Here is a 14,999-nt window from a genome sequence, read left to right as displayed (position 1 = left end):
AATATTACAATGCAGTTACGGGAAACCTAATAGGCTAGCTTCGCGTCGTAAGCGCGACCTTAGCGTCTAACGCAGCGTAGCAAGTCTATTTGACTACGAACGGAGGCTGACGCCTCCAGCGTCAACCTCCGCTCTAGGCTAGCCGTACAGGGCGCCGAGAAGCTTATTTTCCAGCCTCGTTTTTGCGTGCTTTGGTCGCCTTTATCTGGCGAGGGTGCTATAATTAATAAGCTAGACGAAAGTATCAAAAGAAGAGGTAGCTTTTTCATGAAAATGAAGTTAGCGGAGATTGCCAAGGCAATCGATGCGCAAAATAATATTGACCAATGGCAAGACGTTGAGTTGACCAGCGTGTCCTTTGACAGCCGCCACCTTGAACCTGGGGCGCTCTTCATCCCGCTGCAGGGGGCCCAGGATGGTCACCGTTTCGTGGCCAGTGCCTTTACCAATGGGGCGGCGGCCTCCCTGTGGGCCAGTGATCACGAGCTCGTGGACCACGAACACCCTCTGTTGGTAGTGGATGACCCGTTGAAGGCCCTCCAGCAGCTAAGCAAGTACTACCTGCACAAGATCAACCCGATGGTGGTTGCCGTTACTGGGAGCAACGGGAAGACGACCACTAAGGACATGATTGCTTCGATTCTGAGCACCCAGCTGAACGTTACCAAGACCTATGCTAACTTCAATAACGAGATCGGGGTCCCGGTGACCCTGCTCAACATGGAGGCCAACACCGAGGCGGTGGTCGTTGAGATGGGGATGGACCGTTTTGGTCAGCTGGATTTTCTGAGCAAGTTAGCGTCCCCCGATATCGCGGTGATCACGATGATCGGTGAGGCCCACATCGAGTTCTTTGGGACCCGGGACCGGATCGCCGATGCTAAGATGGAGATCACCCACGGCCTTAAGGAAGATGGTACCCTGGTCTACAATGGTGATGAGCCCCTGTTAAACGAACGGGCCGCCCAGGTTGATCAGCGTCTGGTTCGCTTTGGCCGTCACCTGGATGATGACCTCTATGCTACCAGCGTTGAGGATCATCCACGCTCCCTTACCTTCACGGTCAATGAATGGCCGGACAAGCAGTTCACGATTCCAATGGTCGGGGAGTACAACGTCAACAACGCCCTGGCCGCCATGGCAGTCGGTCGCTTGCTCCACATCACGCCGGACCACATCAAACAGGCCCTAGCTAACGTTGAGCTAACCGAGAACCGGGCGGAGTGGCTGCTTGGTACGAACGGTGAGCAGATCTTAAGCGACGTCTACAACTCCAACCCGACGGCGGCCAAGCAGGTTCTCAAGACGGTTGCGGCGATGCCAGCTGCGGGGCGGCGGATCGCCGTCCTGGGTGACATGCTGGAGCTCGGTGACGCGTCCGCCCGCCTGCATGCCAGTCTGGCGAGTGAGATCGACCCGCAGGAGATCCAGGCAGTCTACCTAGTGGGGGAACAGATGCAGGCCTTAAAAGACCAGTTACAGCGTGATGGCTACCCGAGTGATGCCATCCACTACTACCAGGCCGGGCAGCTGGAGCAGCTGACTGCCGACCTCCAGGCCACCCTGACCGGTGACGACATTGTCCTGCTGAAGGCGAGTCACGGTATTCACCTTGAAAAGGTACTAGACGCAATTGAAAAAAAGCAAAATGATTAATGGTGCGCGGGGCTGTGACATTGGTTGTAGCCTCTTGCCCGTATTTCTGAGGAGGAAAATTTTTGAAATTTAGCGAATTGGGCTTATCGCAGAGCCTATTGAGGGCAATCAAGCGGAGCGGTTACGAAGAAGCCACTCCGATTCAGGAACAGACGATTCCAATGGTACTGGATGGTCAAGACGTGATTGGCCAGGCCCAGACTGGGACCGGGAAGACGGCGGCGTTTAGCCTGCCGATCATCGAACACGTCAACACCAAGGATCCGGATATCCAGGCCCTCGTGATTTCACCGACCCGGGAGTTGGCCATCCAGACCCAGGAGGAGCTCTACCGGCTTGGTAAGGACAAACATGTCCGGGTCCAGGTCGTCTACGGTGGGGCTGACATTCGGCGTCAGATCAAGAGCCTGAAGCAGCACCCGCAAATCCTGGTCGGAACGCCAGGGCGGCTGCGCGACCACCTGAACCGGCATACCGTCAAGCTGGACAACATCCAGACCCTGGTGCTGGACGAGGCCGACGAGATGCTCAACATGGGCTTTCTCGACGATATCGAGGCAATTATCAATCAGACACCGAAGGACCGCCAGACCCTGCTCTTCTCGGCCACGATGCCACCGGAGATCAAGAAGATTGGGGTCCAGTTTATGACCGACCCCAAGATGGTTCGAATCAAGGCCAAGGAACTGACCACCGACCTGGTCGATCAGTACTATGTCCGGGCCCGTGATTACGAGAAATTTGACATCATGACGCGGTTAATTGACGTCCAGGATCCGGAGCTGACGATCGTCTTCGGTCGGACCAAGCGTCGGGTCGACGAGCTCTCCCGGGGTTTGGTTGCCCGGGGCTATAACGCGGCCGGTATCCACGGTGACCTGAGTCAGGATCAGCGGACCAAGATCATGCGTCAGTTCAAGAACGGCCAGCTTGATATCCTGGTAGCAACCGACGTGGCGGCCCGGGGATTGGACATCTCTGGCGTGACCCACGTTTACAACTACGACATTCCGTCTGACCCCGACAGTTACGTTCACCGGATCGGTCGGACGGGCCGGGCCGGCCACCATGGGATGTCATTGACCTTTGTAACCCCGAACGAGATGGACTACCTCCACGAGATCGAGAAGCTGACCCGGGTCCGGATGCTACCGCTGAAGCCACCGACGGCTGAGGAGGCCTTCCGCGGTCAGGTTGCCAGCGCCTTCAACGACATTGACGAACTGGTTGCCCAGGACACTACCGACCGTTACAAGGATGCGGCAGCCAAGCTCCTGGAGACCCACGACGCCACCGACCTGGTTGCGGCCCTACTCAATAACATGACCAAGGAGGCCGCCAGTGACGTGCCGGTCAAGATCACGCCAGCGCGGCCCCTGTCACGGCGTAACCGTCACAATCACCAGCGGGGCAATGGCCGGGGGAACGGCCACTACCGTCGTCACCGCGACAACCACGGCCGGCGGAGTAATTACCGGTCCCACCGGAACAACGACCACCATGGCAACAGTCATTCCTTCAGTATTCGTCACCGTAAGGAAGACTAGCAGGCAATCAAAAATGCGCACCATGAGGAAAATTTCCTCTGGTGCGCATTTTGTTTTAGCGTAATTCTTGATTCTTGAATTCTTGCAGGTTGTGTGCCGTTGGGTTCAGGTTGGCCCAGCGCTTGGTCAGGAACTCATCGTTCATCCGGTAGTCCGGTTGGGGCTGCTTAGTCGAGATGAACTGGTTAGTGGCCCGGTCAAATTTGACCCAGCCGGCCCAACCGATGTGGATGGTGTCTTCCATGAAGGCTGGCTTGCTGCCGTCGTGGGAGAGGTCCAGAATGTGGGTGAAGCCCTGTTCGCGCAGCTGGAACTTGATCTTCTCCACGGAACGGTAGTACATATCCATGTCCAGGCCAGTGTACTTCTCCCACTTGGCGTTGACCGGTGGGATGACGAAGAGCACGTTGGAATTGGTGTTCTTGAACTGGTTGAGCACCACCTGGAGGTCACTGTATTCTGGTGAGGCCGTATAGTTGAACTTGCGCTGCGACCCGGCCAGTCTGTTCAGGTCCGGCTTGACCCGCTTGTTGTAGAAGCCATTACGGATGCTGAACTCGTTGTTGTTGGAGTCGCGCTTACCAACCCGTTCGGCCTGGCTGTACAGGTGGTCGTAGTCGTACTTCTTCGGCAGGCGGTTGATGTTCGGCAGGATGTGCTTCTCGTAGTTCTGGTTAATCTGGAACTCGGAGAAGATCGCGTCCTCGTGAGCAAGCAGGTTAACCCGGCTGTTGATAATCAGGCGATCCCAGGAACTCAGGGACTTGCCGGTCGCAATCTTGCGAGCCCCGGCACCGACCGTCCCGTCGTCACCGATCAAGGCGATCAGGCGCTTGGCAACGTAACGGTCGTATGGCGAACGTGGGTTGGCATGTTGCAGCCAGGTTAGATTCGCATAGGAACCGTTGTAGTACTTGAAGGCCGGAGTCTGAACACCCTGTTTGGTAAACCACTGCGGGGAGATAATGTAGACTGCCTTCTGGTCGGTCATCTGATTCTCCATCGAGTTGATGTTGAAGAACTGGGGCAGGGATTGGGTCCCCCGAGACCCAAAGAGAAACGGTGTGTAGTTATGGTAACGGGCGGCCATGACGGACGGGTGATAGCAATCCATCCGGCGTAGCTCACTGGACCCGAAGAAGGGGACGAAGTTGGCCCGTTTATCGTTGAGCGCCTGCTTCTTGAGCGATTGGTTCTTAAAGATAACCGGGCTCAGGGAAACCGCGGCCTGCTTCTCCGTCTGCAGAGGGTAACTCTTCTTAATTGGTAGGGAGAAGAGGACCAGGATCAGGACAAAAGCAAGAATTACCGGGCCGAAGATCGACCACAGCCGCTTGCCGTTATGCATTTTGTAACTCCTTTACCCGTTGTTCAATCTTTTCGATGGTGTTCCATTGGCTCCGGTCGAATTCGGAAACCGGTACCTGGATGTCAAAGGCGTCTTGGAGCCCGAGCAGCAGGGAAACCGTGGCCATGGAGTCCAACAGACCAGAGGTGAAGAGGTCTTGGCTTGCGTCACTGAAGTCAGATGCGTCGCGGCCAGTTGCGTCAGCTAAAATGTTAATAATTTGTTCTTGCATGATAAAATCCTCCTAAATTTTTACTCAGCTATTTGCTCAACAGGTAGGTGTTTAAGAAACCGCTGAAAATCAAAAATGTGACCATTACGAAGTTAAAGGTGATGAAGATGGCCACGCCGGTCGTCAGCTTATTGTGGGGCAGGTTCGGTAGGTGCTTGCGCTTGTACCGCAGCCACCAGTCGTTGGTGACGAGGGCGAGTCCATGGACAATCCCGTATAGAATATAATACCAGGTGATCCCATGCCAGAAGCCCATCAGGGTCATGTTCAACATGTAGGCCGTCGATGACAGTGCGTTGCGGTTCTTGAACCAGCGTTTCTTGGTGGCCAGGAAGACGAACCGCATGAAGATGTAGTCCCGGAACCAGAAGGACAGACTGATGTGCCAGCGATTCCAGAATTCCTTGATGTTTTTGGACTTAAACGGCTGGTTGAAGTTCATTGGTGACTTGACACCCATGAAGTAGGAGATTGCAACGGCAAACAGGGAGTAGCCGGCAAAGTCAAAGAAGAGGTACAGACCGTATGTGTACATGACACCGACCATGCTCCATGAGATCATGTGGGGTTGGAGTAAGGCCGTCTTCTCAAAGTGGGGCAAGAAATACTGCCCGAAGAAGTAGCCGATAACGAACTTGTATAAGAAACCGAGAAAAAGGTAGAAGATCCCCTTGTTGACCAGGGCCAGGTAAGCATCCCGGCTGGGGACCTTTTGGTAGTCCTTGGAAAAGCGCCGGTAGCGATCAATTGGCCCGGACGTCAGGGTCGGCATGAACAGCATGAAACGGATAAATTTCCATGCTGAGATATCCTTGACCATGCCGTCACGGGTCTCGATGATGGTGCCGGCTGCCCGGAAGGTCAGGTAACTGATTCCCAGAAAACCAAGCAGGGAGTTGTGACCGACCATCGCTGGGGTCAGTTTGACAATCACCAGCGGGATAATTGAAAGGGCCGTAAACAGGTAGAAGATCCCGGCCGAATTGGCGCTTTGGCGGTAGTGGTGGTAGTACATCACCAGGCAGGTTTCCCAGATCACGTAGGCAATCAGGGAGATCCCCTGCTGCCAACTGTCCCCATCAAACATTAAAAAGATGAAGATGAAGCTGATCAGTGCCTCATACCAGCTAAATCGTTTACCGAAGTACAGGCCAATTCCCAGGGGTAAGATGGCTAGGATCAGGTAGCAGAAGTACATCGGGGTCCCATAGGCACTGAAGTTAGGTAGGCTCGCAATCCAATTAATCATTACTTGTTAGCCTCACTGATCAGTTGCTTGACGGCAATCTTACCATTTGCCGACATTGGGAAGCTTTCCTTATAGATGAACTGGGTTGGCATCATGTATGGCATGATCAACCCGTCCAGGCTCTCACGGATGGCCTTGGTCAGGGCCGCTGGATTATCGGGTTGTTCATTGGGGATGACGTCGGCAATCAGGTGGGTAACCTTGCCGTCCTTATTGTACTTTGGAACGGCGACCGCCTGCTTGATTAGCGGACTCTTCTCCAGACTGGCCCGAACTTCATCGAGCTCGACCCGGAAGCCGTGCAGCTTGATCTGAAAGTCCATCCGGCCCTTATGGTGAAGGAGACCTTCCGCGTCGAGAACCCCAGCATCACCGGTCCGGTAGGCCTTCTGTCCGTTGAGGGTGAAGAAGGCCTTGGCCGTCTTCTCCGGGTTGTTCATGTAACCCTGAGCGACGCTATCGCCACTGATGATGATCTCACCTTCCTGGCCCGGTTTGGTAATCTGCTGGTCATCTTTCCAAATGGAGAGGGTGACGCCGGGCTTGGCGTAGCCGACCGGGAGTCGGTCGGTGTTGGCAACGATCTCGGGGGTGATTTCGACACCCGAGATGGCCACTGTGGCCTCAGTTGGGCCGTAGGTGTTAAAGATCTTGGCGTGTGGGAAACGCTGCTGCAGGTTCTTCGCGGTCTTGATGGTCAGCTCCTCACCGCAGAACAGGAAGAACTTCAATCCCGGCATCTGTTTTTCGCTAAATGCCGGACTGAGCATCAGCATGTCGGCAAAGGACGGCGTGCTGACAAAGACGTTGAGATCGAGGTGCGGCAGGGCCGTAAAGAGCTTTCCAAAGTTTTCAACCACGTCATGTGGGATGGCCTTGATCGTACTGCCACTTAACAGGGCTGGCCACCAGTACATGTTTGATAGGTCAAACGAGTATGGGGGCTGGCCGAGATAGTTGACGTTGGCCGGCAGCTTGAGGTCGGGTCCGAGCATCCAGTCGATAAAGGTCCGCAGGTTGTCATGGCTGACTTCGACCCCCTTCGGCGAACCGGTTGTCCCGGACGTGAACAGGATGTAGGCGAGCTCGTCGCCACTAACCATCTGATTGGCAGCCGGGGTGAAGTCCCGTTGCGCCTTAAGGATGGTGTCCAGCTGGTCCCGGCTGACGACAGTGGCGTCGGTGGTCACTTTGTCGCTGGGAAAGTCGTCAACAGCGATGATCATTCCTGGTTGGGCTGTGTCGAGGATCGACTGGATCCGAGGCATGGCGGAGTCGGCTGAGACAGGGATGTAAGGATGGCCGGTTTTCAGGGCGGCCAGGAAGCTGACGATCATCTCAACCTGGTGATCACCAAAGACTAAGATCGGCGTCTGCTTGGCAAGGCCTTGCTCATCCAACCATGCGGCCAGGGTATTGGTATTAGTGGATAGCGCACCGTATGTGGTGGCTGTCCCCATCTCATCATAGGCGATGCGTGCGGCGTTGTGTTGCGCGCACTCATCGAACGATGTCACAATATTTTTGGTCATAGTTTCCTCCATTATTAGAATTCATTATAGATAAATGGTTCTTGCCCAGCACCATAATATCCGTATAGATAGACTAAAAGGAGAATCACAACAAAGTAAAACACCGTCTTCAGCGTGAAGCTTAGGGTGGGGTGTTCTTGATTAAATTTTGCCATGTTCTATGTTCTCTCCTTTCGTGATGTGCTAGAAGCACTGATGATAGCTTATCATTATATCCTGGTGGGGACCATAATTCCTTAAATTTTTACCAAAACTTCAGGATTCCATCAGGTATAATTCCAACTTTTCTATTATAATCATTTTATCTTTCAATAAAATAGAATTTAATAAGTAATTGACAAATTAGTGTGGATAAAATTATTAATTGAAAGTCATTGTAATATTGATTATGATAGTAATTTGGACGTTATAAGGAGGGGAAACGGCATGATTGTGGGACTTGGCATTGACCTAACACCGCTGGGCCGGGTCAATGAGCTCGCCCAGCGCCACCCCCAGTTCGTAGACCGGATTTTGACCCCGGCCGAACGCGAACAGTACGCGAGCTTCAGTGGTCAGCGGGCCCTGGAGTACTTGGCGGGACGGTGGTCACTAAAGGAATCCTTTGCCAAGGCGATGGGGACCGGAATTGGCCCGGCGGTTGGTTTTCAGGATGTCGAGGTTATCGACAATCAGCAGGGGGCCCCGGTTGTGACCGGGTCACCGTTTGCTGGACGGGTCCACGTCTCGGTCAGCCACACCGCAACCCTGGTGATGACAGAAGTAATTTTAGAAAGTGAGCAGAAAAATGATTAGTGGTCGTTTACGAAAAACAACATATCAGGTAGACCTGGGCGCCCTGCGGCACAATATCCAGGCTCAGCGGGCGGTCCTGCCGGCTGGGAGCCGGATTCTGGCGGTGGTGAAGGCCAACGCCTATGGGCACGGGCTGGTACCGGTGGCCCAGGCGGCCCTGAACGCCGGTGCTGCTGGTACCTGTGTGGCGATCCTCGATGAGGCCCTAGAACTGCGCGACAACGGGATCGACGCCTTAAGCCTGGTCCTGGGGATCACCCCGGTCGAATACGCCAACGTGGCCGCGGCGGCTGGGGTGTCACTGACGGTGGGGTCCCTGGACTGGCTTGAGGAGTACCACCACCTGGCCCAGGCCAACCACTGGACAAAGCCGTTGAAGGTCCACCTCGGTATCGATACCGGGATGGGGCGGATTGGCTTTACCGACATCGCCGAATTCAAGCGGGCGGTGAACCTTCTGGCGGAACCGGAGTTTGAATTTGAAGGGATGTTCACCCACTTTGCGACAGCCGACAGCACTGATGCCAGCTACTTCGAGAAGCAGGTTGCTCGTTGGCAACGTTTCGTCGATAGCCTGGACACCTTGCCGCCATACGTCCACATGGCCAACTCAGCCACGGGGATGTGGCACCGGGAATGCATCATGGCCAACACGGTCCGGATGGGGATTTCGATGTACGGGCATAACCCGTCCGGCTACGACATCAAGGAGAACCTTGGCCTCCAGCCAGTTGGCACCTTCCAGACGACGATTTCCTTTGTCAAGAAGCTCAAGGCCGGTGAGTCCGTCAGCTATGGGGCAACCTACACCGCTAAGGAGGACGAGTGGCTGGCCACTCTGCCCGTTGGCTATGCGGATGGCTACCCGCGTTCTCTGACTGGCTTCAAGGTAATGGTCGACGGTCAGTTTTGTCCGATTGCCGGGCGAGTCTGCATGGACCAGATGATGATTCGCCTGCCGAAGTACTACCCGGTCGACACCCCGGTCATCCTGATGGGCAAGTCCGGCCAACTGACGCTGACCCCAACCGACCTGGCCAAGCAGGTGGGGACAATCAACTACGAGATCCTGACCGGGATCGGCAACCGGGTCCACCGGGTCTATAAGAACTAGTGACAATGACCAAGCAGGTGAGACGCGGCGAGGTCTACTATGCTGACCTGTCACCGGTAATCGGCTCCGAGCAGGGTGGGGTCCGGCCAGTAGTCATTATCCAAAACAACCGGGGCAACCGCTACAGCCCGACCGTGATCGTGGCCCCGATCACTGCCCGGATGCAAAAGGCAATCCTGCCAACCCATGTGCGCTTGGAACACTCGACCCTGCCCCATGACTCCCTGGTCTTGCTAGAGCAGCTGCGGACGATCGACAAGTCCCGCCTCCAGGATCGGCTGACCAAGTTAGATACAAATGAGCAGGCGGCGGTTGACCGTGCCCTGGCCCGCAGCGTCGGGCTAAAATCCCTGGACGGGGATTGACAAGCCCGGGCAAAGTTTGTAGAATAAGGCAAATTGATATGAGTCCTTTAATGTAGCCCCGTGAGACTACAAAAGACGTTCGAACCAAATAGAACCGCGCACAGTGCGTGTACTTTTGTGAAGTCTTAGGGGACGAAGAGGACCCTGAGGCTTTTTGCTTTCAGTTCAAGGAGGAGAAGAAGTTGGAAGAACAGCAGCACACGCATATTTTCAGTATTCCGATGAAGAGTCGGAAGACCACCCGGTGGGACATGTTTGCGACCTGGGTCGGAGCCAACGCCAACAACGGGACCTGGTTCGTTGGTGGGGTCCTCGCCGCGTGTGGTTTCGCCCTGGCCATGAAGGTCCTGGTATTATCCTCGGCCCTCTCGTACGTTTTTCTGAGTCTGATCGGCTATATCGGCTACAAGACCGGGGTCTCAACGATGACAATCAGCCGGGCCTCCTTCGGTGAGCGGGGGAGCTACCTGCCGTCCTTGGTTAATATCACCCAGTTTATCGGCTGGACCGCGGCCAACACCTTCATCGCCGCTCAGTCGGTCAGCATCCTCTTCCACGACCTGCTTGGCTGGCCGGTCTGGGGCAAGCACGGTGGCTACCTGGGGTTGGTCGTCGGCATCCTGATCATGAGTGTCCTCCACATCATCAGTGTCTCTAGCGGCTCCCGTTCCGTTCAGTTGATCGAGCGGCTGGGAATCATCCTGGTGCTGGTTTTTGTGGTTTGGGAATCGATCGCCGTCTTCCGGACTGTCTCCCTGGGCCAGATCGTCCACTGGCGGGTACCGGTTCATGCCAAGATGGCGACTGGGGCCGCAATTGACTACGTTGCTGCCTTCAACCTGGCCTGGGTCACGGCCGGGGCCGATTTTACCCGCTTCACTGCCAAACGCGACAACGCCATCTACACCCCCTTCTTCGGGGCCCTGTTTGGGGTGGTCTGGTTTGCCTTCATCGGCTTGATCTCCACGATCAGTATTGCCATCTCGACCGGGGTTTACGACGCCAATAACTCCGACCCGTCGACGATTGCCAGCAAGCTGGGCCTCGGGGTCGTAGCCCTGTTGGTCATCATTTTGACCTCAATGACAGCCAACGCGGTTAACCTGATGGCTGCTGGATCGGCCCTGTCCAACATCTTTACTAAGCTGCGACTGAAATACTCCCTGTGGATCGTGGTGCTCTTAGCCACCATTGTCACCTTCATCCCGATGTTTGTCGGCAGCTTTTTGACTACCTTCGAGTCCTTCCTCGATTACGTCGGGATGGTCCTGGGGCCAACGATTGCGATTATCTGCACCGACTTTTACATCCGGGCCCACCGTCATTACGACATCAGTGAGCTAGGCAAGGTCAACGGTAAATACTGGTACCACGGTGGCATTAATTGGGCAGCAATGATAACATTTATCTTAGGAGTAGCCTTCTTTGTTGGCTTCCACCAGCAGCCGCTGTTTGCCGACACGGTCGGGGCGACCTTTGTTGATATGGCAATGAGCGGCCTGTTGTACTACGTATTGATGCTGTTTGCGGATCGAAAGGAAGCATAGCTATGCTGATCAAGAATGTTCACGTTGATAATCATGAGGAAACGTCTGACGTCCGGATCGTCAATGGTAAGTTTAAGGAAATTGCACCGGAACTGACCGCGGTTGACAACGAGCAGGTGATTGATGGCCAGGGGAACGTCCTCCTGCCACCGTTCGTGGATTCACACGTCCACCTGGATGCAACCCTGACGGCCGGCCAGCCGGAATGGAACGAGAGCGGAACCCTCTTTGACGGGATCCGGATCTGGAGTGAACGTAAGCAGGACCTGACCAAGGAGGACGTCAAGAAGCGGGCACGTAAGACGATCAAAAACATGGTTGGTCACGGGATCCAGCACGTCCGGAGCCACGTTGACGTCACCGATTCCCACCTGATCGCTGCCCAAGCCCTGCTGGAGCTGCGTGAAGAACTCAAGGACCAGATCGACCTTCAGCTGGTCGCCTTCCCTCAGGAGGGGATTTTGAGCTACCCGCACGGCCGTGAGCTGATGGAGCAGGCCGTCAAGGAGGGACTGGATGTTGTCGGCGGAATTCCGCATTTCGAATTCACCACCGAGTACGGTTGGCAGTCGGTTCACTTCCTGATGGCCCTGGCTGACAAGTACGACCGGCTGGTGGATGTTCACTGTGACGAGATCGACGACCCGGCCTCCCGGAACCTGGAAGTTCTGGCCACCGAGGCCTACGAGCGGGGAATGAAGGATCGGGTAACCGCCAGCCACACGACGGCGATGGGTTCCTACAACAACGCCTACACTTACAAGCTCTTTCGCCTGCTGAAGATGAGTGACATCAATTTCGTCTCCAACCCGCTGGTCAATGTTCACCTGGGCGGGAGGTTCGACACCTACCCGAAGCGGCGGGGGGTTACCCGGATCAAGGAGCTCACCAATGCTGGGATCAACGTTTCCTTTGGTGAGGATGATGTCCAGGATCCGTGGAACCCATTGGGTAACGGTAATATGCTCGACGTGGTCACGATGGGGGTCTACATTGCTCATCTGATGGGCTACCACCAGCTCCAGGACGCCTTCAACTACGTCACCTACAACGGGGCCAAGACGATGCACATCAGCGATCAGTACGGTATTGAGGTTGGCAAGCCGGCCAATTGCATCCTTCTGAACGCCGCTGACTTCTATAACGCCCTTAACAAGCATGTTGAGGTTCTCTACAACATTCGCCACGGGAAGATCCTGGCGGCGACTAAACCGGCTGAAACCAAGATTAATCTGAAGTAATCTAAAACGACGAAACGCCATGAGCTGACTGGGCTCACGGCATTTTTTTAAGGAAATCTTGCGATGTTTAAATTTTAATATAATATCCTGAAAATGTATTACAAAGAGACAAAAACATGATAATGTATTAATTGAGCAAAGAAGTATTTTATTTAAAAGCTTTCAAAATAGGTGTTTACCCCCTGTGACCGATGCTGATAGATAAAAGTAACGACGAATACTACTTTTCTATTTTTGATCACAAGAGGATAAATGAAATGCTATCAAAAAAGAACGTAAGATTAATGATTGAAAAGCAACAGCCACGTAAGCAGCGATTTGGGCTCCGCAAGCTGAGTATCGGGGTCGTATCCGTACTGTTGGGGCTGTTCTTTATCGGTGGTGGCAACCGGGCAGCCGCTGATGACCAGGCACCAACGACGGAAGCCGTTGCGAGCACGGCGGTGATGAGCACCACCCCGGCCAGCGCTCAGAATACGACCGACAGTGCGTCGGTGGTGCTAAGCGGTGCGGTAACGAGTGAAGCGACCCCGACCAGTGCCGACCAGCCAGCGAGTACGGCCGCTAGCCAGGCGACTAGTGCATCCCCAGTAGTTAATAGTCAAGCGACTAGCCAGGCAGTAGCCAGCCAGCAGCCGGTTCAGTCAGCGGTCAGCGCTGCAACACCGAGTGTTCAACCAGTAGACTCCGCCGTAGCGGCCCAGCCGGCTGTCAGTGTAGCGCCAAGTGTGGACAGCAGTGTCAACGCGAGCACTACGCCAAGTGTAGACAGTAGCACTCCGGTGGTGACACCAGATGCGGCAGATCAGGTAATCGACAGTGACAATAACAACGTCGACAACCAGCAGGGTAAGGTGCAAACGGTGGACAAGATCCACTTCGACCAGATCCTAAAGGACAAGTACCAGATCGACGTTAACCACCTCGATGCCAAGAGTGCCTTAATGCTGGCGTCCCTCTTCCACATTTTCGCTAATGAGGCCCAACTGAGTGCCGACGTGAACGGAAACATCGCTGTAGGTATTCTCAACAGCAACGTGGACTTCGGTACCCGTGGTGACTCTGTACACCTGACGCAGGGTGACATCTACTACATCCAGCAACTTAATACGGGCCTGCAGAGCGGCTCCTTCAGAAACGAGCTGTTCAACCACGTGGTGTTCGGCCAGGATGTCAACGTTGAGATCGTCAACGGTCAGGTCCACGTCAACGGCCACCACATGGTTAACCTGAAGCCAGAAGAAGTTTTTAAAGACGCCGCTGGTAGTAACTACATCGACTTCCCAACGGTTTTCTCGCGGCTACTGAAGGCGTCGAACTTCTACGCTAGCCAGGAAGAGTCGGCCGGTGTAATCAAGAACTTCGATGACCAGAATAACCGCTTTGTGGACGTGTCTAACGCGGTACCGAAGGACAATGTTATTTACGTAAACATCCCGTTTGAGTACCTTACGCACCCACAACCGATCAAGATCTTCGGGCTGTCGAGTAAGGTTCACGGACCAACCGTAGTGATCAATGTGATCAGGATGCCAGCGGATGGTGAGGTTTCAATCTCCACGCAGGTTAAACTGTACTACGATGATGAGAAGGGCAACCACGTCAACCCAGGCGAAAGCCACGATCACCCGAACCACGTTTTGTGGAACTTCGGTGAAAGTGCCGCTCATATTAACATCGGAAGTGGGCACTTCATGGGGAGCCTGCTGGCACCGAATGCTCACGTGACGGCTGGGGTGAACGTTGATGGGAACATCATCGCCAACATCGTTGATATCCGGGGTGGGGAGAGTCACAAGTGGGACATCCACCCGGTAGAGCCACCGAGCTTCATCGTGATTCCAGATCCAACGGAGACACCACAACCGACAAGTCCAACGAGCCCGACGAGCCCGACAAGCCCAACGGAGCAACCAACCACTCCGCCGCAGCCAACAGAGCAACCGACGGATCCACAACCGAGTGACCCAATCATCGTTGTGCCACCAACGGTTGACATGGAAGAGGCGGGGACGACCAACCCTGGTGGTAACAAGGATCCAAAGCCAGATGAGGAGCCAAAGGGTGACGATGCCCCAACACCACAACCGGACCCACAACCGGCACCAGTGAAGAAGCCAGTTTCGCCGATGGTTGCCGTTCCAACGCCAGCTGTCCACCAGCCAACGGCCACAAGCCCAGCTAGTGACCAACCAGGTCCGACACTGAAGGCTGTCTCGGCAGCTGCAGTAGCTACGAACCAGGCTGACGACGCAGGTGAGAGCCTTCCGCAGACGGGGTCTGACAACCACGGCATCATCTTGGGGATCGCACTGGCCATCACCGCTCAACTGATGATCTGGGGACTGGTCAAGCCCAAGAAGAAAAAGTAAA

At 54.8% G+C, this 14,999-nt stretch carries 13 protein-coding genes; 8 read left to right on the top strand and 5 right to left on the bottom strand.

Annotated features, from left to right (window positions below):
• Positions 1 to 267 precede the first annotated feature (267 nt).
• Positions 268 to 1,656, top strand: coding sequence for a UDP-N-acetylmuramoyl-tripeptide--D-alanyl-D-alanine ligase (locus tag FD34_RS02320; protein WP_057806424.1), 1,389 nt, complete (start codon positions 268 to 270; stop codon positions 1,654 to 1,656).
• 62 nt (positions 1,657 to 1,718) lie between these two features.
• A complete protein-coding gene (cshA, locus tag FD34_RS02315) occupies positions 1,719 to 3,203 on the top strand; it encodes a degradosome RNA helicase CshA (protein WP_057806422.1) in 1,485 nt (494 codons plus the stop codon).
• Between the two features lie 55 nt (positions 3,204 to 3,258).
• On the opposite strand, the gene dltD is transcribed toward cshA, so the two are convergent.
• From dltD to FD34_RS02290, 5 genes are read right to left on the bottom strand one after another with little or no spacing between them, the layout of a single operon-like run.
• A complete protein-coding gene (gene dltD / locus FD34_RS02310) occupies positions 3,259 to 4,551 on the bottom strand; it encodes a D-alanyl-lipoteichoic acid biosynthesis protein DltD (RefSeq protein ID WP_057806420.1) in 1,293 nt (430 codons plus the stop codon).
• Positions 4,544 to 4,783 carry a D-alanine--poly(phosphoribitol) ligase subunit DltC gene (dltC, locus tag FD34_RS02305; RefSeq protein WP_057806418.1) on the bottom strand — a complete coding sequence of 80 codons (240 nt, stop codon included), beginning with the start codon at positions 4,781 to 4,783 and terminating at the stop codon, positions 4,544 to 4,546. The genes dltD and dltC overlap by 8 nt, the downstream gene beginning before the upstream one ends.
• Before the next feature lie 28 nt (positions 4,784 to 4,811).
• Positions 4,812 to 6,032, bottom strand: a complete 1,221-nt coding sequence (gene dltB / locus FD34_RS02300) for a D-alanyl-lipoteichoic acid biosynthesis protein DltB (protein ID WP_057806416.1) — start codon at positions 6,030 to 6,032, stop codon at positions 4,812 to 4,814.
• Positions 6,032 to 7,564: a D-alanine--poly(phosphoribitol) ligase subunit DltA gene (gene dltA, locus FD34_RS02295; protein WP_057806414.1), complete on the bottom strand. Its 1,533-nt coding sequence runs from the start codon at positions 7,562 to 7,564 to the stop codon at positions 6,032 to 6,034. The genes dltB and dltA overlap by 1 nt, the downstream gene beginning before the upstream one ends.
• A gap of 14 nt (positions 7,565 to 7,578) precedes the next feature.
• Positions 7,579 to 7,719, bottom strand: a complete 141-nt coding sequence (locus tag FD34_RS02290) for a teichoic acid D-Ala incorporation-associated protein DltX (RefSeq protein WP_057806411.1) — start codon at positions 7,717 to 7,719, stop codon at positions 7,579 to 7,581.
• Positions 7,720 to 7,990: 271 nt separating this feature from the next.
• Here FD34_RS02290 and acpS point away from each other — a divergent pair, with 271 nt between their 5' ends.
• From acpS to FD34_RS02260, 6 genes are all read left to right on the top strand, one after another.
• On the top strand, positions 7,991 to 8,359 hold the full coding sequence (acpS, locus tag FD34_RS02285) for a holo-ACP synthase (protein ID WP_057806409.1): 369 nt from the start codon (positions 7,991 to 7,993) through the stop codon (positions 8,357 to 8,359).
• Positions 8,352 to 9,473, top strand: coding sequence for an alanine racemase (gene alr, locus FD34_RS02280; protein ID WP_057806407.1), 1,122 nt, complete (start codon positions 8,352 to 8,354; stop codon positions 9,471 to 9,473). Before acpS ends, alr begins: the two co-directional genes overlap by 8 nt.
• 5 nt (positions 9,474 to 9,478) lie before the next feature.
• Entirely contained in the window at positions 9,479 to 9,838 is a 360-nt protein-coding gene (locus FD34_RS02275; protein ID WP_057806405.1) for a type II toxin-antitoxin system PemK/MazF family toxin, read from the top strand.
• 182 nt (positions 9,839 to 10,020) lie between these two features.
• Positions 10,021 to 11,385: a cytosine permease gene (locus FD34_RS02270; RefSeq protein WP_057806403.1), complete on the top strand. Its 1,365-nt coding sequence runs from the start codon at positions 10,021 to 10,023 to the stop codon at positions 11,383 to 11,385.
• Positions 11,386 to 11,387: 2 nt separating this feature from the next.
• Positions 11,388 to 12,626 carry a cytosine deaminase gene (gene codA / locus FD34_RS02265; RefSeq protein WP_057806401.1) on the top strand — a complete coding sequence of 413 codons (1,239 nt, stop codon included), beginning with the start codon at positions 11,388 to 11,390 and terminating at the stop codon, positions 12,624 to 12,626.
• A gap of 284 nt (positions 12,627 to 12,910) precedes the next feature.
• Entirely contained in the window at positions 12,911 to 14,998 is a 2,088-nt protein-coding gene (locus FD34_RS02260) for a collagen-binding domain-containing protein (protein WP_057806399.1), read from the top strand.
• Position 14,999 lies beyond the last annotated feature (1 nt).

Origin of the sequence: Limosilactobacillus pontis DSM 8475 (genome assembly GCF_001435345.1) — a bacterium.
GTDB classification, from domain to species: domain Bacteria; phylum Bacillota; class Bacilli; order Lactobacillales; family Lactobacillaceae; genus Limosilactobacillus; species Limosilactobacillus pontis.
This window is presented reverse-complemented; position numbering and strand designations above follow the sequence as displayed.